Genomic DNA, 24,375 nt, shown 5'->3' with positions numbered 1-24,375 from the left:
ACACAGCTCCGCCGACTTTAATACAGCGCGCTTGCCAGCTTCGTGCGCGCTTCAAGAACGCGCGGATCATTGCCGGCAAAGAGGCCGAAGAGCTCGAGCAGGCGTTCCCTGAGCTGCGCCTTCTCATCGCCGGCGGTGACTTTCATGGCCTCGATGAGGCGGTCAAAGGCCTTTTCAGGGGCACCTGCCACCACTTCGGCATCGGCGGCACGCATTTGCTTGCCGATGTCCCCCTTATCCCCATCCGCAGCAGCAATCGGGTCCTCGGTTTGATTGGCCGGGTCCAGCCGCTTGAGAAGCTTCGTTGTGTCCCGCGCCTGCTTAATCTGCGTATTATCCGGTTCCGCTTCCAAGATGGATTCGTAGACCTTGATCGCGCCATCGAAATCGCCGGAGTTCAGGAAGGATTCTGCCTCCTGCAGGCGAGGGTCATCCTCTTCTTCCTCCTCTGCTGCGGACGGTGCGGACTCAAGCCCCTTGAGCTGCGGTCCGACGTTTTCTACCAAGCTATCCAGCCACTGCTTGAGGGCCTCCTTCGGCTGCGCTCCCTCGAAATTGGTCAGCGGTTGGCCTGCGCCAATGGCCACCACGGTCGGCAGGTTCTTCACGCCGAAGGCCTGCGCGACCTGTGGAGTGGCGTCCGCATCCACGTAGCCTACGAGGAAGCTTAAGTTTCCCGCCGCGGCTAATTCCTGCAGGTCCTGCTTCAGCTGGTCGGATTGGGTAGAGCGCGAGGTGCCAATGAGGACGACGACCGGCACCTCAGTGGAGCGGCGCACCACCTCGGTCTCGAAATTCGCCTCGGTGACGGTAAAAAATGGCTGGACTCCGTTAGACTGCGGCTGCTCTTGTGCCTGCTGGCGGGCTTCCGCACGGGCCTTGACCTGGCTGAGATCGAGGGCGCCGCCTACATAAGCATTATTCGCAGAAGTCATTAATCCTCCTTAGCTAAACGACGATTCACGGCGTCTACTTTATCTGTCAACTGATTCGTCACGCCTTCGCGGATATCGGCCTTAATAACCAACGAGGTGCGCGGCGATACCGCACGTACCGCTTCGGTGGCCTTCTTAATCGTGCCGAAAACCTCGTCCCACTCGCCTTCTACAAGGGTAAACATGGCGTTGGTTTCATTAGGCAGGCCGGATTCCCGCACCACGCGGACCGCCTCCGCCACGGCATCGGCCATCTCGCCGGAGTCATTATCCACCACTGCGGGTGCTACTGAAAATGCAACAATCATGCCCGTAAGTCTACCTTCGCTCCCAGCAATGCCGGTGCCAATGACGGCGGTCATCGCCCTGCCTGCCGGTATCGCGCGGCCAGGCGACGATGTGGGCAACCCCAGGCGGAATATTTTGGTTACACCCCGGGCAAATATAGAATTTTTGCGCCCGCGCTGAACCGATGTGCCGCATGATATACGGCTCCCCGTGCGTCCAGCTGGGGCCCTCGACCGTCTGCGAACCAAGGAAGGTAGAGCCGTCCTTGGGCAGCGGCCGGAATTCCTGTGGTTTCCGCCTATTTCGCCGTGGCATTAAAACAACCGCAATTCTTTCGACTCGAGCCCGCGCAGCTCTTGGTAATCCAAGACCACGCAGCGGATGCCGCGGTCTTCGGCAAGCGTTCGGGCCTGTGGCTTAATCTCTTGCGCAGCAAAAATGCCAGATACCGGAGCGATTAGTTCATCGCGGTTCAATAGCTCGAGGTAGCGGGTCAATTGCTCTACTCCGTCGATCCCGCCGCGGCGCTTGACCTCCACGGCAACATTCCGGTTATCAGCATCTTTAGCCATGATGTCTACCGGGCCAATGGCCGTGGGGTACTCGCGGCGCACGAGGGTGAAATTAGAACCCAGCGTGTCGATCTTTTCGGCCAAAAGCTCCTGTAGGTGCGCCTCCACGCCGTCCTTTACCAGGCCGGGGTCTTCGCCCATCTCGTAGGAGATATCCTCGTGGATTTCCGCGATAGTGATGCGCAATTGCTCACCCTTCGGGTTTTCCACTAGCCACAAGACCTCGCCGGTGTCATTGCCATCCACGTCCTCGATGACGGATTCACTCACCGTACACGGCGGCGTCATCCAATTGAGGGGCTTATACGCGCGGTCATCGGCATGCACCGATACCGAGCCGTCTGCTTTGACGATGAGCAGGCGGTCCGCCAAGGGCAGGTGGGCGTCGAGCCGTCCCACGTAATCAACTGAACAACGGGCGATTACTAAGCGCATGGCTACTACCCTAGCCTGTTGCTATTGGCGCTTGGACTGCCGGGTGGCTCGCTCCCGCAATTGCTTGTAATCAAAGCGCTGTTGCCGCTTGGACGGCGCAGCCTCGACCCAGGCTTCGAAGGCCATGATCCCGCGGGCATCGGAAGCCAGCTCGTATTCCGCATCCCCGGTACTAAAGTGCACTACCTCGGTGGCATCAGACATGAAAGAAGCCTCGTCATCATCCAAAGAACGAGAGTTCAAAATGGTGATGTCGAGGCGATTAAACCACAGGTTATAGCGCGGAAATACAGAGCGCAGTTTGAAATATTCAACAACTTCTCCGGTATAGCGCAGCACGCCATGGCGCCAAGAAAAGCTATCCTTCGCCGGCATTGAGCGCAACAACACCGCGGTTCCGCGCGAGCGCAGAGTAAAAAATCGCAGGGCCGCCAGCAGAACTACTAGCAATACCACCAACGCTAAGGCCCACAGGACCACCGAGATAACCGTTGAATTCATGGGCTCCACACGCCATCCTTGGTTAGTGAAAGAACAATTATTTGGATTGTAGCGCCTGATTCCGCCTCCGCGCCAATAAGAAAAGGCAAAGAAAACGTGAAAAAGCGCACCGGATACATTCCAGTGCGCTTTTCTGAGAGCAGGAAGGGCGGCTATTGCTGCCCTCTCCTACCAATCCAAGGTTTATTCAGCCTTTGCTGCGCGGCGAAGTGCACGCAATGCAGCCTCACCGCGGGACTTGGTGAGCTCATGAGCCGAAGAGGAGTCCTCTTCCGCCTGGGCCTCATCCACCTCATCGGACCAGATGGCCCAATCAGCGAGGACGGTAATCTTGTCCTGGGTAACGGAGAGGAAGCCACCCTGGACGGCGGCAACGCGCCGCGCGCCATCAACTGGGTGGATGGTCACTACGCCATTGTCGATCAACTGACCGATCACAGGCTCGTGACCGGGAAGCACGCCGATCTCACCCTCGGTGGTCTCAGCCGTCACTATGGAGGCCTGACCAGACCACAATGAGCGCTCGACGGAAACCAATTCGGCGGTGATGTCAGCCATGTGCCTCTCCCTACTTCTCGTTCAACTTCTTGTATGCAGCTTCGACATCGTCCAAGCCACCCAAGCCGTTGAAGGCCTGCTCTGGGTAGTGGTCAAACTCACCGTTGCAGATGCGCTCGAAGGCATCGATGGTGTCCTGCAGCGGCACGTAGGACCCCTCCAGACCAGTGAACTTCTGCGCGACGAAGAAGTTCTGGCCCAGGAAGCGCTCGATACGGCGGGCACGCTGCACGGTCACCTTGTCTTCTTCAGACAGCTCGTCCATACCAAGGATGGCGATGATGTCCTGCAGTTCCTTGTTCTTCTGCAGAATACCGATGACGCGCTGTGCTACCTCGTAGTGCTTCTCGCCCACAATGCCTGGCTCGAGGATACGAGAGGTAGAGGTCAGCGGGTTCACTGCCGGGTAAATACCCTTAGAAGCAATGGCACGGTCCAGCTCGGTCGTCGCATCCAAGTGGGCGAAGGTCGTGGCTGGGGCCGGGTCAGTGTAGTCATCGGCAGGCACGTAAACGGCCTGCAGAGAGGTAATGGAACGACCCTTGGTGGAGGTAATGCGCTCCTGCAACACACCCATCTCATCAGCCAAGGTTGGCTGGTAACCCACGGCGGAAGGCATGCGACCCAGCAGGGTGGATACCTCGGAGCCGGCCTGGGTGAAACGGAAGATGTTGTCGATGAACAGCAGCACGTCCTGGTTCTGCACATCGCGGAAGTACTCCGCCATGGTCAGGCCGGACAGGGCCACGCGCATACGAACTCCTGGTGGCTCGTCCATCTGGCCGAAGACAAGGGCGGTATCTTGCAGAACACCCATCTCTTCCATTTCCAGGAAGAGGTCGGTGCCCTCACGGGTGCGCTCGCCGACGCCGGCGAAGACCGACGTACCGGAGAACTCGCGGGCAATACGGGTAATCATTTCCTGAATCAGGACCGTCTTACCCACACCTGCACCGCCGAAGAGGCCAATCTTGCCGCCCTTAACGTAAGGGGTCAGCAGGTCAATGACCTTAATACCGGTCTCGAGAATCTCGGTCTTGCCCTCGAGCTGGTCGAACGCTGGTGGCTCGCGGTGGATGCCCCACTGCTCGCCATCGCGGCCGAGGCCTGGCTCATCGAGGCAGTCACCGAGGGCGTTAAAGACGTGGCCCTTGACGACGTCGCCGACGGGAACGGAGATAGGCTCTCCGGAGTCGACTACCTCGGCGCCACGAACGAGGCCATCGGTAGGTGCCATGGACACGGTACGAACGAGGTTGTCACCGAGGTGCTGAGCGACCTCGAGGGTGACGGTCTTTGCCACAGCTTCGAGCTTAATCTCGACGTGGAGTGCGTTGTACAGGGCCGGAAGTGCCTCGCGTGGGAATTCCACGTCCACCACCGGACCGATGACGCGCACGACACGACCGGCGACTGCCGAAGACTGTGCATTCTGCTCTTGCAGAGCTGTAGTCATAATCTAGTCACTTTCTGCGCTGTCAGATAGCGCGCCAGCGCCACCGACGATCTCTGAAATTTCCTGGGTAATCTGCGCCTGACGGGCCTGGTTGGCCACGCGAGACAGGTCATTGACCATCTCGGTTGCATTGTCAGTAGCAGATTTCATAGCTGTACGGCGTGCAGCGGACTCGGAAGCCGAAGCCTCCAAGAACATAGCAAACAGGATACGCGAGACGTACTGCGGAAGCAGCGCTTCCATCAGGGTATCCGCGTCCGGTTCGAACTCGAAGTCCGCGGAAATGTTTTCCGTCGGCTCCGGATCTTCCAGTGCGGAGTCACCCATCTCGTACTCCTCGCCCTGCACGACAGGCTCAACAGGCAAAAGCTGCTGCGCACGCGCGGTTTGAGTCAGCATGGATTCAAACTCGGTGTAGACGACGTGTACCTGGTCGAAACCGGTAACACCTGCGCCTTCACCTTCCGCATGCAGGCCCTCGCGGCCCTTGGTAGTGCCCTTCGAACCAGCCACGAAGCCATCGATCATGTGGCGACGCACATCGTGGGTACCCTCCCAGGTTGGATCCTGAGAGAAACCATCCCAGCTGCCTGCTACCTCTTCCTCGCGGAAGTTGTAGTGGCCGATGCCCTTGCTGCCGGTGACGTAGCGAACTACCTCGTAGCCCTTGCTTTCGAGGAGGGCCTTGAGCTGGGCTGCCTTCTTGAAGACGTTGTTGTTGTAGCCACCGCACATGCCTCGGTCAGAGGTGATTACGAGAATCGCGGCGACGTTGCCGTCTTCACGCTCGCGCAGCATAGGGTGCTCTAGCGTCGACGCTGCAGCCAACCTGTTCATGACATTGGTCAGCTCAGTCGCGTACGGCTGAGAGGCTTCCACCCGAGCCTGCGCTTTGGTAATGCGCGAGGTAGCAATGAGCTCCTGGGCTTTAGTGATCTTCTTAGTCGAGTTCACGGACCGAATGCGGTCGCGCAATTCGCGAAGATTAGCCATCGTTTCTCCTCCCTTCTTTCATATAGACGGTTAATTACGAGAGCTGAACTCTACTTAGCCGTCTTCCGGGAGACGTTGAGCTCGGTGCTTTTCACGTCATTTTCGTCCAAAGGATCTACAGGCTCTTCGGTACCCAAGTTGTGGCCCTCGGAGGTGCGGAACGTAGGAGCGAACTCCTTGGCTGCGGCCTCGAGTGCTTCCTTGGACTCATCGCTGAGCGCCTTGCCGCCGGCGATCTGCTCAAAGACCTCTGGAGTATTGGCGTTGAGGTACTCGTGCACCTCGGCCTCGAAGCGGCGAACGTCTTCGACGGGAACGACGTCGAAGATGCCTGCCTCTGCGAGGTAGATGGATACCATCTGGTATTCCACCGGCTGCGGCGAGGATTCGGACTGCTTCAGCAGCTCGACCAAGCGAGAGCCGCGCTCCAGCTGTGCCTTGGAGGCAGCGTCCAAGTCGGATGCGAAGGCAGCGAATGCCTGCAGGTCACGGTATGCAGCCAGGTCAAGACGGAGGTTACCGGCAACCTTCTTCATACCCTTGGTCTGTGCCGCACCACCAACACGGGAGACGGACACACCGACGTTAATAGCCGGGCGAACACCCTGGTTGAAGAGGTCGGACTCCAAGAAGACCTGACCGTCAGTAATGGAAATGACGTTGGTCGGAATGAAGGCACTGACGTCATTAGCCTTGGTCTCGATGATGGGCAGTGCGGTCATGGAGCCGGCACCCATGTCATCGGAAAGCTTGGCAGCGCGCTCCAGCAAGCGGGAGTGCAGGTAGAAGACGTCGCCTGGGTAAGCCTCACGTCCCGGCGGGCGGCGCAGCAACAGCGAAATTGCGCGGTATGCCTCAGCCTGCTTGGTCAGGTCATCGTAGATAACCAGGACGTGGTTGCCCTGGTACATCCACTGCTGGCCCAATGCAGCACCGGAGAACGGTGCCAGCCACTTGTAGCCGGCGGAATCAGAAGCTGGGGCCGCCACGATGGTGGTGTAATCCAGCGCGCCGTGCTCCTCAAGGGTGCGGCGCACGCTGGCGATGGTCGAGCCCTTCTGGCCGATGGCGACGTAAATACAACGGACCTGCTTGTCCTTGTCGCCAGACTCCCAGTTAGCCTTCTGGTTCAAAATGGTATCGATGGTAACCGCGGTCTTACCGGTCTTACGGTCACCAATGATCAGCTGACGCTGACCACGGCCGATCGGGGTCATCGCATCGATAGCCTTGATGCCGGTCTGCATTGGCTCTTCAACCGGCTGGCGCTGCAGCACCGAAGGTGCCTGCAACTCGAGGACGCGCTCCTCTTCGCTTTCGATTGGGCCCAAGCCGTCGATGGGCTGGCCCAGTGGATTAATAACGCGGCCGAGGAAGTCCTCGCCCACGGGGATGGAAAGGACCTCTCCGGTCCTCTTAACCTCGTCGCCCTCCTTGAGGGACTCGTAGTTACCCAGGACCACGACACCAATGGAATTGGTGTCAAGGTTCTGTGCGACGCCAATTACGCCGCCGGGGAACTCGAGCAGCTCATTCGCCATAACGGATGGCAGGCCAGAAACCTGCGCAATACCGTCAGCTGCCGAAATGACCACGCCGACCTCCTCACGGGAGGCCTCCGCGGAGTAGCTCGAGGTGTAGTTCGCAATCGCACTACGGATCTCGTCGGAGGAGATCGTCAGCTCCGCCATGTTCTTCCTGCTCTCGGTAGTATCTTCCAGCACTTACTTAAATCGTTTCTGTCGTTTCGGCTACACCATCTGGGCACGGAAGCGGGCAATCTTGCCTGCCGTCGAGCCGTCAATGATTTCATCGCCGACGCGGATGCGCATGCCACCGAGGAGGCTGGTGTCAACCTCAGAGTGAATGGACATCGCACGACCATAAATTTTGCCCAGCTTCTCAGCGAGTACTGCCTGCTGGCCTTCATTCAATTCACCCGCAGCGACAACGCGCGCGATGGTGCGATCCTGCAGGGCTGCTGCAGTATCGGCCAATCCGGCTACGTCATCAATCGGGTTTTGCTCTGGGCGGCTGATGGCCTGCAGCGCGAGCGCCTCAGTAAACATCGTTACCTTGCCGTAGAGCACGTTTGCCAGCAATCCGCGCTTGCGTGCGGATTCAGCAGTTCGATCGGAAAGCAGCTGGGTAAGCTCGCCCTCGCGGTCCAGAATCTGCGCCAAGCGGAAAAGCTCGTCTTCGACCTGGCCCAATTGGCCCTGCGCCTCGGCGGCGCGCAGCAATGCGCGGCGGCCCAAGGATACAAGCCCGTTGACGAAGTCCTTCGGCGAAGACCATTGGTTCGCCGCAGCTTCCTGCAGGATGCTCAGTGCACCGGCAGAAATCTTGGAGCCAAAGAGATTCTCGGCCAAGGACTTGCGTGCTTCAGCCGGGGCTGCAACGTCGATGAAGGATACGCGCAATTCGCGGTCCCCATCCAAAACGTCGACGACCTCGAAGATATCCAGGCCCGCTTGGACTGCACTAGCGACATTCTTATCGCCAGCGAGGATTTCATCCACACGGGATTGTGAGTTCGCGAGTGCTTCGCGGCTAGCTGCCTTCATAGTTGCCTACTTTCCGGCCGGTGCCACAGAGTCGAGCTCGGACAAAAAGCCATCGATGGTAGAGGACTTCTTGGAAGCGTCAGAAAGCTCGCCGCCCAGAATCTTTTCTGCCAGGTTGATGGAGTTCTGTCCCATTTCGGAACGCAGCTCAGTAACAACCTGCGCACGAGAAGCTTCCAACTGCTTTTCGCCATTGGCGACGATGCGGCGGGATTCCTCTTCCGCTTGGCTCTTCGCGTCAGCCTCGATCTGCTTGCCGCGCTCGCGCGCCTGCTCGCGGATCTCGGCTGCCTCTGCGCGGGCATCAGCCAGCTGAGCATTGTACTTTTCTAGAGCAGCCTTGGCCTCGGCCTGCTGGGCCTCAGCGCGCTTCATGCCGCCCTCAATCCGGTCTTCACGCTCTTCGAGCAACTTGGTGTAACGAGGAAGCACGAACTTCCAGAACAACCAGAGAATTACGATGAAGCACAGCAAAGACCAGAAAATGTCATAGTTCTTGGGCAGAAGAACGGAGAAGCTACCCGAACCTGGGTTCTCCTCGCCCTCTGCTGCAAGCATATAAACGACGTTATTCATAGCTCTCCCGTCTTAAAAGTTTCGGTTTGGAAAACTCGTACTTTTAGAACAGGAAGCCGGCAACCAGGCCGATAAGGGCCAGGGCCTCGGTGAAGGCGATACCAAGGAACATGGTGGTACGCAGCTGGCCGGCCATCTCCGGCTGGCGAGCCATAGCCTCAACGGTCTTGCCGGCGACGATGCCGATACCGATACCTGGGCCGATAGCAGCCAGGCCGTAGCCGATGGTGCCGAAGCCTTCGAACGTCGTAGCAGCATCCTGTGCCAGAATGATTTCGTTCATGGTGAAAGTCGTTCCCTTTCGTAAAAATCTTCAGTCCGAACCGGACCGAATGTCAGTGTTGTGTAATTAGGTGGATTACTCGGTCGCGCTCGTCGACCTCGTCCTTAGTGCGAATCAGCGTGCAAGGACAACTCGATGTACACCGCCGTCAACAAAGCGAAGATGTACGCCTGCAAGAAGATAACCAGAATCTCGAACAGGCTCATAGCCAAGCCCAAGACCACGGTCAGCCCAGACAGGACGGTCCAACCATTTAGCTGCCAGAAGAAGAAGTTCGTAGCAGAGAAGAGAAGAACCAGGATGATGTGTCCAGCAAGGAAGTTCGCCATGAGACGAATTGCAAGGGTAACCGGTCGCAGAATGAACGTAGAGAAGAACTCAATCGGTACCACCAAAAGGTGCAATGCCGGTGGCAAGTTCGGAATCACTACGGAGGAGCGAATGAACTTACCAAAGCCGTAGCGCTTGGCGCCGGCGTAAATCATGACGATGTACGAAACGGCTGCCAACACAATTGGCATACCAATACGACCGTTGGGCGAGACGTTAAGTCCCGGGATAACGGTCGCGACGTTCATAAACAGAACCGCGAAGAAGATGCTAGCGATAATTGGCAGGAATCGCTTTCCCTCCTTCTTACCCAAAATGTCCTCGGCGATGTGGACGCGGACGAAGTCGACCGCGTTCTCGCCCACATTCTGAATGCCAGAAGGAACCAACTTAGGGTTCTTAAAGGCAGCCCAGAAAAGGATCACCACAATTAGCGTCATCAAAATGCGAATCAGCATCAGGCGATCAAGCGCGAACCATCCGTCGGCGAAGTCACCGAAAAACAGATGGTCGGCATCAATTTGCCCCGGGAAGAATTCTTCACCTAGATCGGGCGTATGGAAGTGCCCTTTCATAGCCAATGTTGTAACGCTCAGCGTTCTCTCCCGTGTTCGGGCCACACAGCCATTAGCTGGCTTCTGTGGTGCGATGGACGTCTCAAACTCTCTGCCTTGAACACGGACTCCGTCGCACATCAGCGTGAACAAGACAGGGATTTACCGTGCAGGATAAAAGCGCAACACTTAACCCCACGGTAACCCGAAGCAAATCGTATCAGCTGGATCAACAGTTTTCGCACGTGGGGGCCCCATAAGCCACACCCGATACCGCCATATCCGCCTTTTGGCAGACAAAACCGCGCTATTCCTGCCTAATTCACAAACGTGCATTTGATCACACCCCTAAGCCAACACACCTCCTCGGGGGTGGCGGCCTGCCATTAATGCCAGCATGCAGGCACAAAAAGGCCGTCGCGCACCACCCCAGTGCGCGACGGCTAAGCCCTAATGTGGGCACGAATTAGGACACGTAGGTGACCCGAGAGGTGACCACGGCCCAGACTTCGGAGCCTAAGGTAACGATGAGCGCGACGACGACGGTAAGAAATAGCGCCCACGTGTCATAGAAATCCATGTCCCGGATAATGGCCAGCACGCCGATAAGCACGATCAGCTTGATAAGCCAGCCGCCCAATACCACCGCGATAGTGGTAGAGGGGGTCGAGTTCGCGGTAAAGAGGACCGACAGCGCGGTAAACAAGACAAAGCCGCCGCCGAGAGCAGCGCCGACGATAACGCCCCAGAGCCCGGCGACACCTTGTGCCCCTCCCCAGACGGCGAGGGAAATGATGGTAAAGATGCCGAGAGCGGTAGCCCCTTTCTTTACGGCGCGCTGCAGCGGCACGCGCGGGTCATCGAAATTAGCATTTTCCGTTGTGTCACTCACGGACATTCACCCTACATCACGCGCTCGCAGAGTCATGCAATACGCAATCATCCGATGACCGGAGGCCAATCTTGCCCTGCCGCAGTGGAATCAGCGTCGCGCCAAAGGCAACCAATAATGCCGTGATGGACAAGCCGACCGCTACCGGGGCCGGCACGATGGAAAAGGACACCGCACCGAAGGCCACCGCAGATACCCAGAGGTACAGCACGAGCACAGTGCGCCGGTGCGTATGCCCCAACGACAACAGGCGGTGGTGGATATGCGCCTTATCCGCAGAAAATGGCGAACGGCCTTGGGACAGGCGGCGAATGACCGCCCAGACAAGGTCTAAGACTGGAATAAACACCGCTGCGATCACCACGAGGATGGGCGACATTAGCGCCACCATGTCCACGGTGCCGTACAGGGACATATTGATCTTGCCGGAGGCCGAAGTAGACGCTGCGGCGAGCAAGAGCCCAATAAGCATGGAGCCGGAATCGCCCATAAAGATTCGCGAGGGTTCAAAGTTATGGGGCAAAAAGCCCGCACACATCCCCACCAACGCGGCGCTGATGATAGCGGGTGGATACGCCGATACCGCCCCGCCCTGGTCATGCAGAACGGTGAGCGAAAAGACCAAGATGGCGCCACCGGCGATGAGGCCAAGGCCAGCTGCGAGGCCATCGAGGCCGTCGACGAAGTTGATAGCATTGATAAGCAGAACGGTGAAAAACGCGGTAAGCAGGGTGCTTTGAATCTGGTCGAGCACTACCGTGGTGCCGCCACCGAAGGGGATGAAAAGCAGCGTCCACGTCAGGCCCAGGCCACTCATGAGCGCGGCGGCAAAGAGCTGCCCGAAAAGCTTGATGAGGGCGCCGAGCTCTAGGTAGTCATCGGCAACGCCGACAAGCACGATGGCCAGCGCCGCCCACATCACCGCACTCATCTCCGGGGTGACGGGCATAAACCCGCGAGTCAAGGCTGGAAGCTGGGCTGCGAGGAATATCGCCGCGCCAAAACCGGTAAACATGGCGAGCCCGCCCATGCGGGGCGTGGGCTGGGAGTGGGAATCACGCAGGCGAATTTCTGCCACCCGGCCCGTGCGGACCAAAAAGGACCGCACCACTCCGGTGGTCAGGTAGGTAAATGTCGCTGCTACGAGGATGACCAAGGCCAACTCGCGCAGCGGTACGCCAGTGCCGCTCACGCGAAATGCTCCTTCTATCCTTGGGGCCGGGTCCGCAGGGAATCAGCCGAGACGCCGAGGACCTCACCGATCTCCTCTGCGGATAATGCACCCTCCCGCAGCAGGTATGGATGGTCGCCGGAGAGATCGATGATGGTGGAGGGCTTGCCGATGTCCGTCTCTCCCCCGTCCAAGTACACGGTCACGGCCTTGCCCAATTGGTCCTTGGCCATTTGCGCCGTAGTTGGTGGTTGGTGTCCGGAGATATTGGCAGATGAAACCGCCATCGGTCCTACCTCGCGCAAGAGCTCGATGGCAATCGGGTGAAGGGGCATCCGCAGCATGACGGTGCCGCGGGTATCTCCCAAGTTCCACGGCAAGGATGGCGCCTGCGGCACGACGATGGATAGCCCGCCTGGCCAAAAGGCCTCGACGAGGTCGCGGGTGGAATCGGAGTACGAGGCGACGAGTCCGCGCACGGTATTCCACGAGCCAACGAGCACGGGAACCGGCATATCCGGCCCGCGCTGCTTGGTGGCGAGCAGGTTGGCTACCGCGTCATTATCGAAGGCATCGCAGCCCAAACCGTACAGCGTATCGGTGGGCATGACCACGAGCCGCCCAGACTTGGCGGCCTTGGTGGCGATACTCACGCCTTCCTCACGCTCGGTGTCATCGGCGCAATTATAAATTTTTCCTTGCATCAATTATCCCCTTCTTGCCCGACGGTGATGCCTTAGTCTACCGCGCGCTGTGCAGTAATAAAGCGCGGCGTGCCTGTTAAGTCCTTAAGCGGAGCGATATGGGAAAAGCCGCCGTGGTCACGCACCGCATCGCGCACGGCATCGCCAGTCGTATCGTCGTGTTCAATCGCCATGACCCCGCCCGGGCGCAAAAGCCTGGCGATGGTGGGAATCAACCCGCGGATTACTCCCATGCCGTCATCGCCGCCGAAGACGGCCACGCGCGGATCGTGATACACCTCCGGTTGCAAGTTCGGATCTTCCGGAACGTATGGCGGGTTGCTCACCACGAGATCGACCGTGCCATTCCAGTCCGCCAGAGTCTGACTGTCGGTCGCGTCCGCCTGCACCACCTCTACCCCGGTGCCGAGAGTATTGGCGCGGGTGAACTCGAGGGCGGCATCGGAAAGCTCTACTGCCTTAACCTCCGCCTGCGGTACGTAATGCTGCAGGTAGAGCGCCAGCGCGCCCGAACCCGAGCACAAATCCACCATGCGCGGGCCTGGTGCGTGGTGGACCGCCCAGTCCGCCATCACCTCCGTTTCCGGGCGCGGAATGAACACGCCTGGGCCCACCTTTAGGTCTAGGGGACCAAACCACGCCGTACCCAGCACGTATTGCAGCGGCTCGCGCTGTTCCCGCCTGCGCAAAAGCGCCTCAAAAGCCACCTCGAAGCCGGGCATGGGTGGCTCGTGCAGCGGGATATCCAAATGCCCGCAGTGAATGAGGTGGGAGATGAGGATCCGCGTATCCCACTCGGGACTTCCTACTCCAGCAACGCGAAGGCGCTGCACCCCATGGCGCAGCGCCTCACCGTACGATTCCATCGACCGCAATTACCCCTCGGCCTCAAGGCGCTCGGCGCGCTCTTGGTCCTGCAGGGCTTTGATGAGATCCTGCATATCGCCGTTTAACACGGAATCCAGGTTATTGGCCTTGTAGCCAATGCGGTGATCCGTGATGCGGTTTTCGGGCCAGTTATAAGTGCGCACGCGCTCGGAGCGATCCATGGTGCGCACCTGGGAGGCGCGCTGCTCGCCAGCCTCGACCTCGCGGGCCTCGCGCTCCATCTGGTCCAGGCGAGCCTGCAGCACCTGCAGGGCGCGGGCCTTGTTCTGGATCTGCGAACGTTCCTTCTGGCAGGTAACAATCAACCCCGTGGGCAGGTGGGTAATGCGCACCGCGGAGTCGGTGGTGTTCACGCCCTGACCACCCTTACCGGAGGAGCGGTACACATCGACGCGGATATCCTTGTCATCGATATTGACCGATTCCACCTCTTCGGGCTCCGGGTACACCAGCACGCCAGCAGCGGAGGTCTGGATGCGGCCCTGCGATTCCGTGACCGGCACGCGCTGCACGCGGTGCACGCCGCCCTCGAATTTGAAGACGGACCACGCGCCATCGCGCGTCGGAGACTTAGCGCGGAAGGAAATGGTCATGTCCTTTACGCCGCCCAAATCGGACTCGTTAAGGCCCAAGACCTCCCACTTAAAGTCGATCTTATCGGCAAAACGCTCGTACATGCGGGCCAAGTCGCCGGCAAAGAGCGCGGCCTCTTCGCCGCCGGCGCCGGCCTTGATCTCCATGATGATATCTTCCGAGTCCTGCTCATCGCGCGGGGCGAGCAGGTCAGCCAGCTTTTCTTCCAGCTCTTCCACCGACGCTGCTAGGCGGTCCGCTTCTTCCTGGAAGTCGTGGTCTTCATAAGCCATCTCCTTGGCGTCCGCGAGATCCTCGCGCGCCTGGGTCAGCTCCTCGTTGACCTTGATGATGGGGCGCAGCTCCGCGTACCGCTTGGATAGCTTGCGAAAAGCCTGCTGATCGCCGGCGATTTCTGGGTCGCCCATCTGCATTTCAATGCCCTGGTATTCCGACACAATGTCATCAACCATGGAAACTTGATTAGACATAGTCTTCCTCGTCCTTATCCGCAGCCATCGGTGCAGAAGAAGCCACCTGCATGAGGAACTCGCCATTCGAGCGGGTCTTCTTAAGCTGCTTGATCAACAGGTCAATTGCCTGGTGGGAATCCAGGGCCGACAGGATGCGGCGCAGTTTGGTCATGATGCGCGCCTCTTCAGGCACCAGCAGGAGCTCGTCCTTGCGGGTTCCGGAGGGGTTGACATCCACAGCTGGGAATACGCGGCGTTCCGAGATCCCGCGGTCCAGCTTCAATTCCGCGTTGCCCGTCCCCTTGAATTCCTCGAAGATGACGGTATCGCCGGTCGAACCGGTCTCCACCATCGCGGTGGCGATGATGGTCAGCGAACCGCCCTCTTCGATATTGCGGGCAGCGCCCAAGAAGCGCTTTGGCGGGTAGAGCGCATTGGAATCCACACCACCGGACAGGATGCGGCCCGATGCCGGGGAGGAGTTGTTGTAGGCGCGGCCCAGGCGGGTAATGGAATCCAGCAGCACCACGACGTCCTTGCCCTGCTCCACCAAGCGCTTCGCGCGCTCGATGGCCAGCTCGGAAACGGAGGTGTGCTCTGAGGGCGGGCGGTCAAAGGTGGAAGAAATGACCTCGCCCTTCACGGAGCGCTGCATGTCCGTGACCTCTTCGGGGCGCTCATCCACCAGCACCACCATGAGGTAGCACTCAGGGTTATTGGTGGCAATCGCATTCGCGATATTTTGCAAAATCGTGGTCTTACCGGCCTTCGGCGGCGAGACGATGAGCGCGCGCTGGCCCTTACCAATCGGCATGATCAGGTCGATGACGCGGGTTGTCAGGATCTTTGGATCCGTTTCCAAGCGCAGGCGCTGGTTGGGATACAGCGGCGTGAGCTTATTAAAGTGCGGGCGCTGCTTGGCCTCTTCTGGATCGATCCCATTGACGGTATCGACCTGCACCAACTGGTTGTACTTGCGGCGGTTGCGGCCATTGCCGTGGGTGTGGGTAGGCCCAGCCACCTTCACCTGACCGGTAATGGCATCGCCAGAGCGCAGACCCAGCCGGCGCACGATGTTCTTATTAACAAAGACGTCCGCATCGCCCGCGCGGTACCCAGTGGTGCGCAGGAAGGAGACGTTATTGTCTACAACATCCAAGATGCCGCCGACTGCCTGCAGCTCATCGCCCTCGCGCACCTGCAGGTCATTGCCGCCGCCGTGGTTATCATTATTACCCCGGCCACCCCGGCGATTCCGGCGGTTGCGACGGCCACGGCGGTTACCGCGGTCAAAATTATTATCGTCATTGCGATTATTGCGGTGATTATTATCGCCGTTCTTCTCGCCCTGCTTGTCTCCCTGATTATCGGAGCCATCCTGGGAGTCATCGCGGCGATCCTGGTGGCGATTCTGGTTCTGGTTGTGCGCGTCGCCCCGGTTGTTGTCACTCCGGTTATTCTCGCCCCGGTTATTATCGTCCTGCTCTAGACGCTCCTGGCGGCGGGCGCGGTTGCGGCGGGCACGGCGGGCCTGCGACCGCGATTCATAGCGCTGGTCGTCGCTGTTGTCCTTGCGGTCTTTGCCGCGATTGTCCTGTTGGTCGCCGGACTTGCCGTTATCGCTCTCGCCGCGATCGTCCTTCTTAGGCGGCTTATCTTTCTGCTTGGCAGGCGCCGCATCCTTAGCGGATTTCTCGGCCTTCTCGGCCTTTTCTACCTGCTCTATTTTTGCCTTCGCCTTTGGGGGAACCTGACCGGTCTTAATGGCGGTGATGAGATCCCCTTTGCGCAGGGCAGAGACGCCGCGAAGGCCGCGCTCAGCGGCCATTTTGCGCAATTCCGGCAGCTTCAGGGATGCGAGATCCTGTGCCGCGGTGTTGTCCGTATCGCTCACGGATATCCTTTCGTTGCTTGACCAGGTCCATAGTTGGGATCCGCCCTCCCCCACTTCAGGGAAGCTTGGGCGGGTGCACTGGAAGCCGATGTGTATTTTTCTTATCTTTTCGCCCTCGTGCCAAGGCGCTAGCGCACCCTGCCGGGCAATAAGCATGAGGCCTCTTCCGGTTACCGTATGGGAATTCCCCCTTGTAGCTCGTACGCGGGGGCGGAAGAATTCAAGAAACGACTGTGGGCAATGTTTAACGATGGGACCTGTCACTGGGCCCGATTGCATAGGATTGGGAAGATTTCCCGCTTTCCTATCAGTCGATGGCAAGTATAGCGCATTCGCTACACCGTGAGTACTTGGACACCGCTACAGTGGAAGCATGCTTTCCACGATGATGGATATTCCCCTGTCTTTAACCCGTATTTTGGAATACGGCGCGTCGGTGCATGGCAATACCACTGTTACCACCTGGCACGGTGAGGGCACCGGATCCGAGTTTGGCCCCGCAGAAAAGGTCACCTTCCGCGATATCGCCGCCCGCGCGGCGGCCTTTGCCCATGTTTTACACGATGACCTTGGCATTACCGGTGATCAGCGCGTGGGCAGCTTCATGTGGAATTGCGCCGAGCACCTCGAGGTCATGTTTGGATCCGCCTGCAAGGGCGCGGTTTTTACCCCGCTGAATAAGCAGTTGATGAATGACCAGATCCGGCACATCATTAGCCACGCTGAGGTCTCCGTCATCGTGTGTGATCCCCGCCTCGCCCCGCAGTTGGGCACGGTTTTACACGGCGCGCCATCCGTGCATTCGGTGATTTTCACCGGCTCCCAATCGCCGCAGCGCTTTGCCCACCATTTCCCGCGCGGCATCGAGTTTTATTCCTACGAGGCGCTGCTGGATGGCCGCTCTACCATCTACGATTGGCCCGAGCTCGATGAGCGCACCGCCGCCGCTTTGTGCTATTCCACCGGCACCACCGGCGCGCCGAAGGGCGTTTTATATTCCCACCGCTCGCTGTACCTCGAGGCCATGCAGCTGCGTTCCTCGGATTCGCTGTGCATTACCCACGGTGAGACCTTCCTGTGCTGCATTCCCATCTATCACGTGCTGAGCTGGGGCGTTCCCTTTACGTGTTTCATGACGGGTACCCCGCTCGTGCTTCCCGATGCCGATGTTTCCGCCCCCACCCTTGCCAAGGTCATTGCGGCCACGTCGCCGCGCGTGGCCCACGGCGTGCCCACCATCTGGATCCAGCTCTTCGTGCACTACATGCACAATCCGCCAGAGCGCATGACGCTGACGGAAATTTTCGCCGGCGGCTCCCCTGTGCCGCCGCAGCTTATCAAGATGTGGGAGGAGCATTACGGCGTCGACGTCGTGCACGTGTGGGGCATGGTCGAAACCTCGACGGTCGGCAGCGTTGCCCGCCCGCCACAGGGCGCGTCCGGCGATACCCGGTGGGCCTATCGCATCTCCCAGGGAAAGATCGCCGCCTCGCTGCAGTACCGCGTGGTCAATGATGGCCAAGTGGTATCCAAGACCGACCGCAATGCCGGTGAGCTCCAGGTGCGCGGCAACCTCGTGACCGGTTCTTATTATCATTCGCCCACCGCCGAGCCGGGCGAGGTGGCCTCCGAGTTCCGCGGCAAGCCGGTCGAGGCCGCGGAATCCAAGTTCACCGCAGATGGTTGGTTGCGCACCGGCGATGTCGGTTCCGTGACGAAGGACGGCTTTCTTACCGTTGAGGACCGCGCCCGCGATGTCATCCGCTCCGGCGGCGAGTGGATCTATTCGGTACAGCTGGAAAACCTCATCATGGCCAATTCCGATGTGGTGGAAGCCGCGGTGATCGGCTACCCCGATAAGCAATGGGTGGAACGCCCACTTGCCGTCACCGTCTTGGGCGAGCAGGCCTCGCCCACCATCGAGACCGCCGAAAAGTTGCGCCAGAGCCTGCGCAAGGAATTGCCCAGCTGGATGCTGCCGGAGTACTGGACCTTCGTAAAATCCATCGATAAGACGTCAGTGGGCAAGTTCGATAAGAAGGATTTGCGCGCCCACTTGGCCGAAGGCGATTACAACATCATCCGCCTCAAGGGCCCGGGTGAAGCCCAGCGCCTTGACGATATCGACGAAAGCGATTTTAACCGGGAAAACGAGGAATAATCCCCGGCCAGGTGGCGTTGTAGCTTGGTGTACCTTGTTCCCCACTCTTAGACTGGCAGCAATGACTTCACCAACGCCTTCTTCTTCAGCGGTCTCCCTGCCCCTGCCCACCGTGGGCCGGTCGCAGCCGCCGGAGGACTTACCTGCCGCAGCAAGCGACGGCACCCGCGCCTTGGTTGATCGCTACGGCCGCAGGGCCCGCGACCTGCGCGTGTCGCTTACGGATCGCTGCAACCTGCGCTGCACGTACTGCATGCCGGCCGAAGGCTTAGAGTGGATGCCCACGCAGCAAACGCTATCCGATGAAGAAACCATCCGGCTTATCCGCCTCGGCGTGGAAAAGCTCGGCATCCGCCAGGTGCGCTTTACCGGCGGCGAACCGCTGTTGCGCAAATCCTTGGCAGATATCATCGCCGCCACCAAGGAACTCACCACGGATGAAGGCATCGCACCGTCCACGGCGCTGACTACCAATGGGTTGGGTCTGGAAAAGCGCGCCGCAAAGCTTGCCGCCGCGGGGCTCGACCGCATCAATATCTCGCTGGATACCATCGATCCTCAGCGCTATGCCGCACTCACCCGCCGCGACCGCCTATCCCACGTGCTCGAGGCCATCGCCGCTGCGGCCGATGCCGGATTGAATCCCGTCAAAATTAACGCCGTGGTCATGCCGGGTGTCAATGAAGACGATATCGTCCCGCTGGCGGACTATGCACTTCACCAGGGAGCCCAGCTGCGTTTTATTGAGCAGATGCCGCTCGGCCCGCGCGAAAAGTGGCGCCGCGAAGACATGGTCACCGCGGATGATATCTTGCACCGGCTGCGCAATCACTTTTCCATGCGCCCGGCGCGGGAGCCGCGCGGATCGGCCCCGGCCGCGTTGTGGGATGCTATCGCCCCCGATGGCACCGCCGGCAAGCTGGGCATTATCGCCTCGGTAACCCATCCCTTCTGTGGCGACTGCGACCGCACCCGGCTTACCACCGATGGCGCCGTGCGCAACTGCCTTTTTGGCAATTCCGAAACCCAATTGCGGGATCTCATGCGCTCTGGCGCGAGCGACGAGGAGTTGATGGAGGCATGGGCCGGGGAAATGTGGACGAAGAAACCCGGCCACGGCATTGATGATGAAGGCTTTTTGCAGCCGGATCGTCCCATGTCTGCCATTGGCGGCTAATCTAATTATTTATGTCCGCATCGCGTTCCATTTCTGAGCACCTTTCCGCGGTTCTGGCGCTGGCGCCGGCCCCGCGCGCAGAGTCCGTTCCCGTGGGCCCAGCGCTGCGCGGCCGGGTATTAGCGGAGGATGCCACCGCGCGTTTTCCCGTCCCGCCGTTTGCTAATTCCGCCATGGATGGATTCCTCGTCCGCGCCACTGATATTTCGGGCACGGGCCCGTGGACGCTGCCGGTCGCAGGCGATGTCCCCGCCGGTGCAACCGCCCAGGCAGTTCCCGCCGGCCAGGCCGTTCGCATCATGACCGGTGCGCCGGTGGGTGATACCGCTGGCCTGCTCGTCGTCCCAGTAGAAAACACCACCGTCCCGCCCGGGCCTACGGAGCTGCCGCGCAGGGTCACCATCACCGAAGCGCCCGCAAAAACGCATATCCGCCCCGCCGGCGAAGATATACGGCCAGGCACCGTCGTTGCTACGGCCGGGACCACCGCGAATGCAGCGGTTATTGCAGCGCTTATATCCACCGGCATCTATTCGGTGCAGGCCTACCGGCGCCCACACATTGCGGTGATTTCTTCCGGCAATGAGCTTTCTTCGTATCCAGACGAGCTTTCCCCAGGGCGCCTGCCAGATTCCAATGGGCCGATGCTCGCCTCCCTCGCCCACACGGAGTCCTACTTCCACGTCGGCGACGACCCCGCGGAGTTATCCAGATTGCTCGATGAGCTCAGCGCATCCCACGATCTCATCATTACCTCCGGCGGGGTATCGGCCGGCGCCTTCGATGTGGTGCACGGGGTGCTCGGCGCGGGCGATAATTCGTGGTTCGGGCACGTTCATCAGCGGCCCGGCGCGCCGCAGGGCATCGGCACGTGGCGGGGTGTTCCAGTGCTTGCGCTGCCGGGCAATCCGGTGGCGGCTTTCGTTGGTTTCCAGCTTTATGCCCGCCCGCTTATCGCCGCCTTATCGGGCCAGCCACATCCGCGCGAGACCGTGCAGGTGCGTGCGGAGGTGGCGGTGCCACTGCCACCCGCAAGCACGCGCCCCTTCATCGTTCCTGTAACCGTAAGTTTTGCGGGAAAGCCCAGGATTACTGGCGCGTTAAGCCGCGGCAGCCACCGCGTGGTCTCGCTGGCAGGTACGAATGGGTATTGCATCATCGATGGACTTGCCCCCGCCGCGGGCGAAGAAACCACCGTCTATCTGTATTAACGAGGAGAATTTTCTATGGAGTTTACCCACCTCAATTCCGCCGGTACCGCCTACATGGTCGATGTGACCGAGAAGCAACCGACCGTGCGCACGGCCACCGCTGAGGGCGAGGTCGCCTGTTCCCCGGAGGTCATGACCGCGCTGCGCGAGGGCACCGTGCCCAAGGGCGACGTGCTGGCGGTCGCGCGCATCGCCGGCATTTCCGCGGCGAAGAAGGTCCCAGAGCTCCTGCCGCTCGCGCACACCATCGGCGTGCATGGCTGCGCGGTGGATCTCGAGCTTGCTGATGCCCACGTGAAGATCACCGCCACCGTGCGCACCGCCGACCGCACCGGCGTGGAAATGGAGGCACTGACCGCGGTCAACGTTGCCGCCTTAGCGCTCATTGACATGGTCAAGGGCGTCGATCGCTCCGCGTATATTCGCCGGTGCGGCATCGTGGCGAAGTCGGGCGGGCGCTCCGGCGATTGGTCTAGGACCCTCCCGGAGGCTTAATGGATGGCGCGATCATTTTGGCCGGCGGGCAATCGCGCCGCATGGGCGGGGCCGATAAGGCGCAGGTGCGCGCTTTTGGCCTGCGCCTGGTGGACCGCCTGCGGCGCCAGCTTCCCTATGGCATGCCGTCTATCGTTATTTCCCCGCATTACCTCGGTATGCCGCAGGTCTGCGAGTCGCCGCTTTTTGGTGGCCCCGTCGCCGGCATCGAGGCAGGTGCGCGCGCTTTGTCGCATTGTGACCGCCTGGCACTCTTCGCGGTGGATGCTCCCGATTCCCCGCAACTGCTCCCACACCTGAACGGAGCATTGCATGCCGCGCCCACCGCCGGTGCCGCGATTACCCGCGCCGCGGACGGGTATTTACAACCCCTGTGTTCGCTGTGGCATACCGATGCGCTCTTTGGGTGCCTAGGTGCGTTGGCGTCCACCCGCAATGTCTCCGTGCGAAGGCTGGTTCGCGGCGCCGATTTCGTCGAGGTGGCCGGCACCGGTGCCGAACGCGATTACGATACCCCGGCCGAATTGCAGTCTATTCCGCCGCACCCCTCCCTTCGCGCTCACCGGCGCGGCTAATTTAGACACAGTCCACCCTCCCCGTGAGCACGAAGGGAGGGTTACGGGGAGGGGTGAGGAGGAGAATTATTCGCCGCGGGAGCGGAAGACATCGGCAAGCAGCGGCGCAATAACCCCAAGGGCATCTGCCACGGCGCCGGTAGACGAGGCACAATTGATGATGAGGCTGCCGCCGCCGTGCTCGGTCATGCCGATGATCCCGCGAGACAGGCCAGCCTTGGGCGAGGACTCGAGCCCGCGCAGGAGCACCTGGGTCTCTAGGCCATAGAGGCGGGCCTTGATATAGCGCTCGGTGACCTCTGGGGTCAGGTTCGTCGCCCCGATGCCGGTGCCGCCGATAATCACGACAATATCGGTGCCGGTATCCACGGCGGTGCGCAGCGCGTCATCGACTGGCGTAAAGCCTTCCGGCACGATGCTGGGTGGTGCCACATCGATGTCGTGCGCGCGCAGGATTTCTGCCGCTTTCTCCCCGGCGCGGTTCGATTTTTCCCCGGCCAGGATGCGGTCTGAGCTGACGATTATCTGCGCCTTTCTTTGGGACATGAGTCTCATTCCTTCCCCACTATAGAGTGTGGTTAATATCACATTATTCTGTTTTCGATACCAACACACCTGAGGCACGGGGCTAACCAGCAACATCGGAATCGATCAAGAATTACGCAACATTTGTGTGTCGTAATTAGATACGGATTTTATCGGTTTTATTTACCTTTTTGAGCATAGTCGCCGGTAGATTAAAGAGTTGAACAACCTACTATCTGTGAGGAAATCATGACTGCTCTTGATACCTCAGGCAAAGTCATCCAAGGTTGGGATCCAGAAGATTCTGACCACTGGGACTCTAAAATTGCCTGGCGCACGCTGTGGATCTCCACATTCGTCCTTATCATTGGCTTTGCCACCTGGTACCTCGTATCGGCAATTGCCCCACAGTTGAACCAGATCGGTTTCGACTTATCCCGCAGCCAGCTCTACTGGCTGACCGCCATCCCCGGATTGGCGTGCGGTATCTTCCGCCTCATCTTCATGTTCCTGCCGCCCATCCTCGGCACGCGCAAGCTCGTCTTCAGCTCCTCGCTGCTGTTTATCATCCCCATGCTGGGCTGGTTCTTCGCGGTGCAGGACTCCTCCACCCCGTACTGGTGGCTGATGACCCTCGCCTTCCTCTCCGGCATCGGCGGCGGCGTGTTCTCCGGCTTCATGCCCTCGACCGGCTACTTCTTCCCCAAGCGCCTGTCCGGTACCGCGCTGGGTATCCAGGCCGGCATCGGTAACTTCGGTATCTCCTTTATCCAGCTGGTTGCCCCATGGCTCATGGGCTTTACCCTGTTGGGTGTAGGTTTTGTTGCCCCGCAGCGCACCGATGACGGCGAAATCTTTGTCCACAACCCCGCCATCTTCTTGGTCCCGTGGGCCATCGTCGGCGCATTCCTCGCATGGACCCTGCTCAAGGACGTTCCCGTGAAGGCGAATTTCCGCCAGCAGATGGACATCTTTGGCAATAAGAACACCTGGATTCTTACTGTCGTCTACTTCATGACCTTCGGCGCATTTTCCGGCTTCGCGGCACAAACCGCGCTGCTTATTAACCAAATCTTCGGCGAAGGCTCCGAATTTGCCGGCACCTACGACAACCTTCCTGCCGGCGCGAGCTACGCCTTCCTCGGACCACTCATCGGCGCGCTCGTCCGCGCGCTGTGGGGTCCACTGTGCGATAAGTTCGGCGGCGCCATCTGGACCTTCATTGGCTGCCTGGGCATGACCATCTTTACCGTCGTGGCCACCTTCTTCCTCACCCCGGACGAGCCGGATGAGGTCTGGTGGTTCCTGGGCACCATGCTCATTTTCTTCTTCTTCACTGGCCTGGGCAATGCCGGCACGTTTAAGCAAATGCCCATGATTTTGCCCAAGCGCCAAGCAGGCGGCGTTATCGGTTGGACCGGTGCCATCGGCGCCTTCGGCCCGTTTGTCGCAGGTGTCTTGCTCTCCATGATGTCTGCACCGACGTTCTTCTGGGGCTGCGCCGTGTACTTCGCCATCACCACCGTGCTGGTGTGGATCTACTACGCCCGCCCCAACGCCCCATTCCCCGGATAATTAGGAGCTTTCA

General features: G+C 59.8%; 26 protein-coding genes. 6 read left to right on the top strand and 20 right to left on the bottom strand.

What is annotated here, in order from left to right; translation table 11 throughout:
- Positions 1-17 precede the first annotated feature (17 nt).
- The 19 genes from EL217_RS04935 to rho all read right to left on the bottom strand — a co-directional run bounded on the left by EL217_RS04935 (position 18) and on the right by rho (position 16,643).
- A complete protein-coding gene (locus tag EL217_RS04935; protein WP_126318826.1) occupies positions 18-935 on the bottom strand; it encodes a tetratricopeptide repeat protein in 918 nt (305 codons plus the stop codon).
- Positions 935-1,243, bottom strand: a complete 309-nt coding sequence (locus EL217_RS04930; protein WP_034653892.1) for a thiamine-binding protein — start codon at positions 1,241-1,243, stop codon at positions 935-937. The genes EL217_RS04935 and EL217_RS04930 overlap by 1 nt, the downstream gene beginning before the upstream one ends.
- Positions 1,244-1,253: 10 nt before the next feature.
- Positions 1,254-1,538, bottom strand: coding sequence for a hypothetical protein (locus EL217_RS11335; protein WP_081445490.1), 285 nt, complete (start codon positions 1,536-1,538; stop codon positions 1,254-1,256).
- The gene (nucS, locus tag EL217_RS04920) at positions 1,538-2,230 is read right to left on the bottom strand and encodes an endonuclease NucS (RefSeq protein WP_005280206.1); all 693 of its coding nucleotides are present in this window, start codon (positions 2,228-2,230) and stop codon (positions 1,538-1,540) included. The genes EL217_RS11335 and nucS overlap by 1 nt, the downstream gene beginning before the upstream one ends.
- A gap of 21 nt (positions 2,231-2,251) precedes the next feature.
- Positions 2,252-2,731: a DUF2550 domain-containing protein gene (locus tag EL217_RS04915; protein WP_005280203.1), complete on the bottom strand. Its 480-nt coding sequence runs from the start codon at positions 2,729-2,731 to the stop codon at positions 2,252-2,254.
- A 183-nt stretch (positions 2,732-2,914) separates the two neighbouring features.
- Positions 2,915-3,289: a F0F1 ATP synthase subunit epsilon gene (locus EL217_RS04910; RefSeq protein ID WP_005280202.1), complete on the bottom strand. Its 375-nt coding sequence runs from the start codon at positions 3,287-3,289 to the stop codon at positions 2,915-2,917.
- Positions 3,290-3,299: 10 nt separating this feature from the next.
- Entirely contained in the window at positions 3,300-4,745 is a 1,446-nt protein-coding gene (gene atpD, locus EL217_RS04905) for a F0F1 ATP synthase subunit beta (protein WP_005280201.1), read from the bottom strand.
- 3 nt (positions 4,746-4,748) lie between these two features.
- Positions 4,749-5,738, bottom strand: a complete 990-nt coding sequence (locus EL217_RS04900; protein WP_005280200.1) for a F0F1 ATP synthase subunit gamma — start codon at positions 5,736-5,738, stop codon at positions 4,749-4,751.
- A gap of 50 nt (positions 5,739-5,788) precedes the next feature.
- Positions 5,789-7,429 carry a F0F1 ATP synthase subunit alpha gene (gene atpA / locus EL217_RS04895; protein ID WP_023017789.1) on the bottom strand — a complete coding sequence of 547 codons (1,641 nt, stop codon included), beginning with the start codon at positions 7,427-7,429 and terminating at the stop codon, positions 5,789-5,791.
- Positions 7,430-7,489: 60 nt separating this feature from the next.
- Positions 7,490-8,305 carry a F0F1 ATP synthase subunit delta gene (locus EL217_RS04890; RefSeq protein ID WP_005280198.1) on the bottom strand — a complete coding sequence of 272 codons (816 nt, stop codon included), beginning with the start codon at positions 8,303-8,305 and terminating at the stop codon, positions 7,490-7,492.
- A 6-nt stretch (positions 8,306-8,311) separates the two neighbouring features.
- The gene (locus EL217_RS04885) at positions 8,312-8,881 is read right to left on the bottom strand and encodes a F0F1 ATP synthase subunit B (protein WP_005280197.1); all 570 of its coding nucleotides are present in this window, start codon (positions 8,879-8,881) and stop codon (positions 8,312-8,314) included.
- 43 nt (positions 8,882-8,924) lie between these two features.
- Positions 8,925-9,164: an ATP synthase F0 subunit C gene (locus tag EL217_RS04880; RefSeq protein ID WP_005280196.1), complete on the bottom strand. Its 240-nt coding sequence runs from the start codon at positions 9,162-9,164 to the stop codon at positions 8,925-8,927.
- 104 nt (positions 9,165-9,268) lie between these two features.
- Positions 9,269-10,069 (bottom strand): F0F1 ATP synthase subunit A, encoded by an 801-nt coding sequence (atpB, locus tag EL217_RS04875; protein WP_005280195.1) that lies wholly within the window; start codon positions 10,067-10,069, stop codon positions 9,269-9,271.
- 445 nt (positions 10,070-10,514) lie between these two features.
- Entirely contained in the window at positions 10,515-10,946 is a 432-nt protein-coding gene (locus EL217_RS04870; protein WP_005280194.1) for a hypothetical protein, read from the bottom strand.
- Positions 10,947-10,956: 10 nt separating this feature from the next.
- Complete coding sequence (locus EL217_RS04865; protein WP_005280193.1) at positions 10,957-12,132, bottom strand: MraY family glycosyltransferase; 1,176 nt, start codon at positions 12,130-12,132, stop codon at positions 10,957-10,959.
- Positions 12,133-12,146: 14 nt separating this feature from the next.
- Positions 12,147-12,815, bottom strand: coding sequence for an L-threonylcarbamoyladenylate synthase (locus tag EL217_RS04860; protein WP_023017786.1), 669 nt, complete (start codon positions 12,813-12,815; stop codon positions 12,147-12,149).
- Positions 12,816-12,847: 32 nt separating this feature from the next.
- Positions 12,848-13,681, bottom strand: coding sequence for a peptide chain release factor N(5)-glutamine methyltransferase (prmC, locus tag EL217_RS04855; protein WP_023031045.1), 834 nt, complete (start codon positions 13,679-13,681; stop codon positions 12,848-12,850).
- Between the two features lie 9 nt (positions 13,682-13,690).
- On the bottom strand, positions 13,691-14,767 hold the full coding sequence (prfA, locus tag EL217_RS04850) for a peptide chain release factor 1 (protein WP_023028674.1): 1,077 nt from the start codon (positions 14,765-14,767) through the stop codon (positions 13,691-13,693).
- A complete protein-coding gene (gene rho, locus EL217_RS04845; protein ID WP_126318824.1) occupies positions 14,760-16,643 on the bottom strand; it encodes a transcription termination factor Rho in 1,884 nt (627 codons plus the stop codon). The genes prfA and rho overlap by 8 nt, the downstream gene beginning before the upstream one ends.
- Before the next feature lie 373 nt (positions 16,644-17,016).
- Between rho and EL217_RS04840 the strand changes: the two genes are divergently transcribed.
- From EL217_RS04840 to mobA, 5 genes are all read left to right on the top strand, one after another.
- Positions 17,017-18,804, top strand: a complete 1,788-nt coding sequence (locus tag EL217_RS04840) for a long-chain fatty-acid--CoA ligase (RefSeq protein ID WP_005282405.1) — start codon at positions 17,017-17,019, stop codon at positions 18,802-18,804.
- Positions 18,805-18,865: 61 nt separating this feature from the next.
- The gene (gene moaA / locus EL217_RS04835; RefSeq protein WP_126318822.1) at positions 18,866-19,981 is read left to right on the top strand and encodes a GTP 3',8-cyclase MoaA; all 1,116 of its coding nucleotides are present in this window, start codon (positions 18,866-18,868) and stop codon (positions 19,979-19,981) included.
- Between the two features lie 11 nt (positions 19,982-19,992).
- Positions 19,993-21,192, top strand: coding sequence for a molybdopterin molybdotransferase MoeA (locus EL217_RS04830; protein ID WP_126318820.1), 1,200 nt, complete (start codon positions 19,993-19,995; stop codon positions 21,190-21,192).
- A 15-nt stretch (positions 21,193-21,207) separates the two neighbouring features.
- Entirely contained in the window at positions 21,208-21,687 is a 480-nt protein-coding gene (gene moaC, locus EL217_RS04825; RefSeq protein WP_005280185.1) for a cyclic pyranopterin monophosphate synthase MoaC, read from the top strand.
- Positions 21,687-22,262, top strand: coding sequence for a molybdenum cofactor guanylyltransferase (gene mobA / locus EL217_RS04820; protein WP_126318818.1), 576 nt, complete (start codon positions 21,687-21,689; stop codon positions 22,260-22,262). Before moaC ends, mobA begins: the two co-directional genes overlap by 1 nt.
- 66 nt (positions 22,263-22,328) lie before the next feature.
- Here mobA and EL217_RS04815 read toward each other — a convergent pair whose 3' ends face one another.
- Positions 22,329-22,808, bottom strand: coding sequence for a molybdopterin-binding protein (locus tag EL217_RS04815; protein WP_232018396.1), 480 nt, complete (start codon positions 22,806-22,808; stop codon positions 22,329-22,331).
- A 228-nt stretch (positions 22,809-23,036) separates the two neighbouring features.
- On the opposite strand from EL217_RS04815, the gene EL217_RS04810 reads away from it, so the two are divergent.
- Positions 23,037-24,362 (top strand): nitrate/nitrite transporter, encoded by a 1,326-nt coding sequence (locus tag EL217_RS04810; RefSeq protein WP_023017778.1) that lies wholly within the window; start codon positions 23,037-23,039, stop codon positions 24,360-24,362.
- Positions 24,363-24,375: the final 13 nt, after the last annotated feature.

Origin of the sequence: Corynebacterium segmentosum (genome assembly GCF_900637825.1) — a bacterium.
GTDB classification, from domain to species: domain Bacteria; phylum Actinomycetota; class Actinomycetes; order Mycobacteriales; family Mycobacteriaceae; genus Corynebacterium; species Corynebacterium accolens.
Note: the sequence above shows the minus strand (reverse complement) of the source record. Positions and strands in the feature narration are given on the sequence as shown.

What these genes read in the sequence shown, in the direction of transcription:
- EL217_RS04935 (WP_126318826.1), bottom strand. Translation starts at nt 935, where the DNA reads ATGACTTCTGCGAATAATGCTTATGTAGGCGGCGCCCTCGATCTCAGC.
- EL217_RS04930 (WP_034653892.1), bottom strand. Translation starts at nt 1,243, where the DNA reads ATGATTGTTGCATTTTCAGTAGCACCCGCAGTGGTGGATAATGACTCC.
- EL217_RS11335 (WP_081445490.1), bottom strand. Translation starts at nt 1,538, where the DNA reads ATGCCACGGCGAAATAGGCGGAAACCACAGGAATTCCGGCCGCTGCCC.
- nucS (WP_005280206.1), bottom strand. Translation starts at nt 2,230, where the DNA reads ATGCGCTTAGTAATCGCCCGTTGTTCAGTTGATTACGTGGGACGGCTC.
- EL217_RS04915 (WP_005280203.1), bottom strand. Translation starts at nt 2,731, where the DNA reads ATGAATTCAACGGTTATCTCGGTGGTCCTGTGGGCCTTAGCGTTGGTG.
- EL217_RS04910 (WP_005280202.1), bottom strand. Translation starts at nt 3,289, where the DNA reads ATGGCTGACATCACCGCCGAATTGGTTTCCGTCGAGCGCTCATTGTGG.
- atpD (WP_005280201.1), bottom strand. Translation starts at nt 4,745, where the DNA reads ATGACTACAGCTCTGCAAGAGCAGAATGCACAGTCTTCGGCAGTCGCC.
- EL217_RS04900 (WP_005280200.1), bottom strand. Translation starts at nt 5,738, where the DNA reads ATGGCTAATCTTCGCGAATTGCGCGACCGCATTCGGTCCGTGAACTCG.
- atpA (WP_023017789.1), bottom strand. Translation starts at nt 7,429, where the DNA reads ATGGCGGAGCTGACGATCTCCTCCGACGAGATCCGTAGTGCGATTGCG.
- EL217_RS04890 (WP_005280198.1), bottom strand. Translation starts at nt 8,305, where the DNA reads ATGAAGGCAGCTAGCCGCGAAGCACTCGCGAACTCACAATCCCGTGTG.
- EL217_RS04885 (WP_005280197.1), bottom strand. Translation starts at nt 8,881, where the DNA reads ATGAATAACGTCGTTTATATGCTTGCAGCAGAGGGCGAGGAGAACCCA.
- EL217_RS04880 (WP_005280196.1), bottom strand. Translation starts at nt 9,164, where the DNA reads ATGAACGAAATCATTCTGGCACAGGATGCTGCTACGACGTTCGAAGGC.
- atpB (WP_005280195.1), bottom strand. Translation starts at nt 10,069, where the DNA reads ATGAAAGGGCACTTCCATACGCCCGATCTAGGTGAAGAATTCTTCCCG.
- EL217_RS04870 (WP_005280194.1), bottom strand. Translation starts at nt 10,946, where the DNA reads ATGTCCGTGAGTGACACAACGGAAAATGCTAATTTCGATGACCCGCGC.
- EL217_RS04860 (WP_023017786.1), bottom strand. Translation starts at nt 12,815, where the DNA reads ATGCAAGGAAAAATTTATAATTGCGCCGATGACACCGAGCGTGAGGAA.
- prmC (WP_023031045.1), bottom strand. Translation starts at nt 13,681, where the DNA reads ATGGAATCGTACGGTGAGGCGCTGCGCCATGGGGTGCAGCGCCTTCGC.
- prfA (WP_023028674.1), bottom strand. Translation starts at nt 14,767, where the DNA reads ATGTCTAATCAAGTTTCCATGGTTGATGACATTGTGTCGGAATACCAG.
- EL217_RS04840 (WP_005282405.1), top strand. Translation starts at nt 17,017, where the DNA reads ATGCTTTCCACGATGATGGATATTCCCCTGTCTTTAACCCGTATTTTG.
- moaA (WP_126318822.1), top strand. Translation starts at nt 18,866, where the DNA reads ATGACTTCACCAACGCCTTCTTCTTCAGCGGTCTCCCTGCCCCTGCCC.
- EL217_RS04830 (WP_126318820.1), top strand. Translation starts at nt 19,993, where the DNA reads ATGTCCGCATCGCGTTCCATTTCTGAGCACCTTTCCGCGGTTCTGGCG.
- moaC (WP_005280185.1), top strand. Translation starts at nt 21,208, where the DNA reads ATGGAGTTTACCCACCTCAATTCCGCCGGTACCGCCTACATGGTCGAT.
- mobA (WP_126318818.1), top strand. Translation starts at nt 21,687, where the DNA reads ATGGATGGCGCGATCATTTTGGCCGGCGGGCAATCGCGCCGCATGGGC.
- EL217_RS04815 (WP_232018396.1), bottom strand. Translation starts at nt 22,808, where the DNA reads ATGTCCCAAAGAAAGGCGCAGATAATCGTCAGCTCAGACCGCATCCTG.
- EL217_RS04810 (WP_023017778.1), top strand. Translation starts at nt 23,037, where the DNA reads ATGACTGCTCTTGATACCTCAGGCAAAGTCATCCAAGGTTGGGATCCA.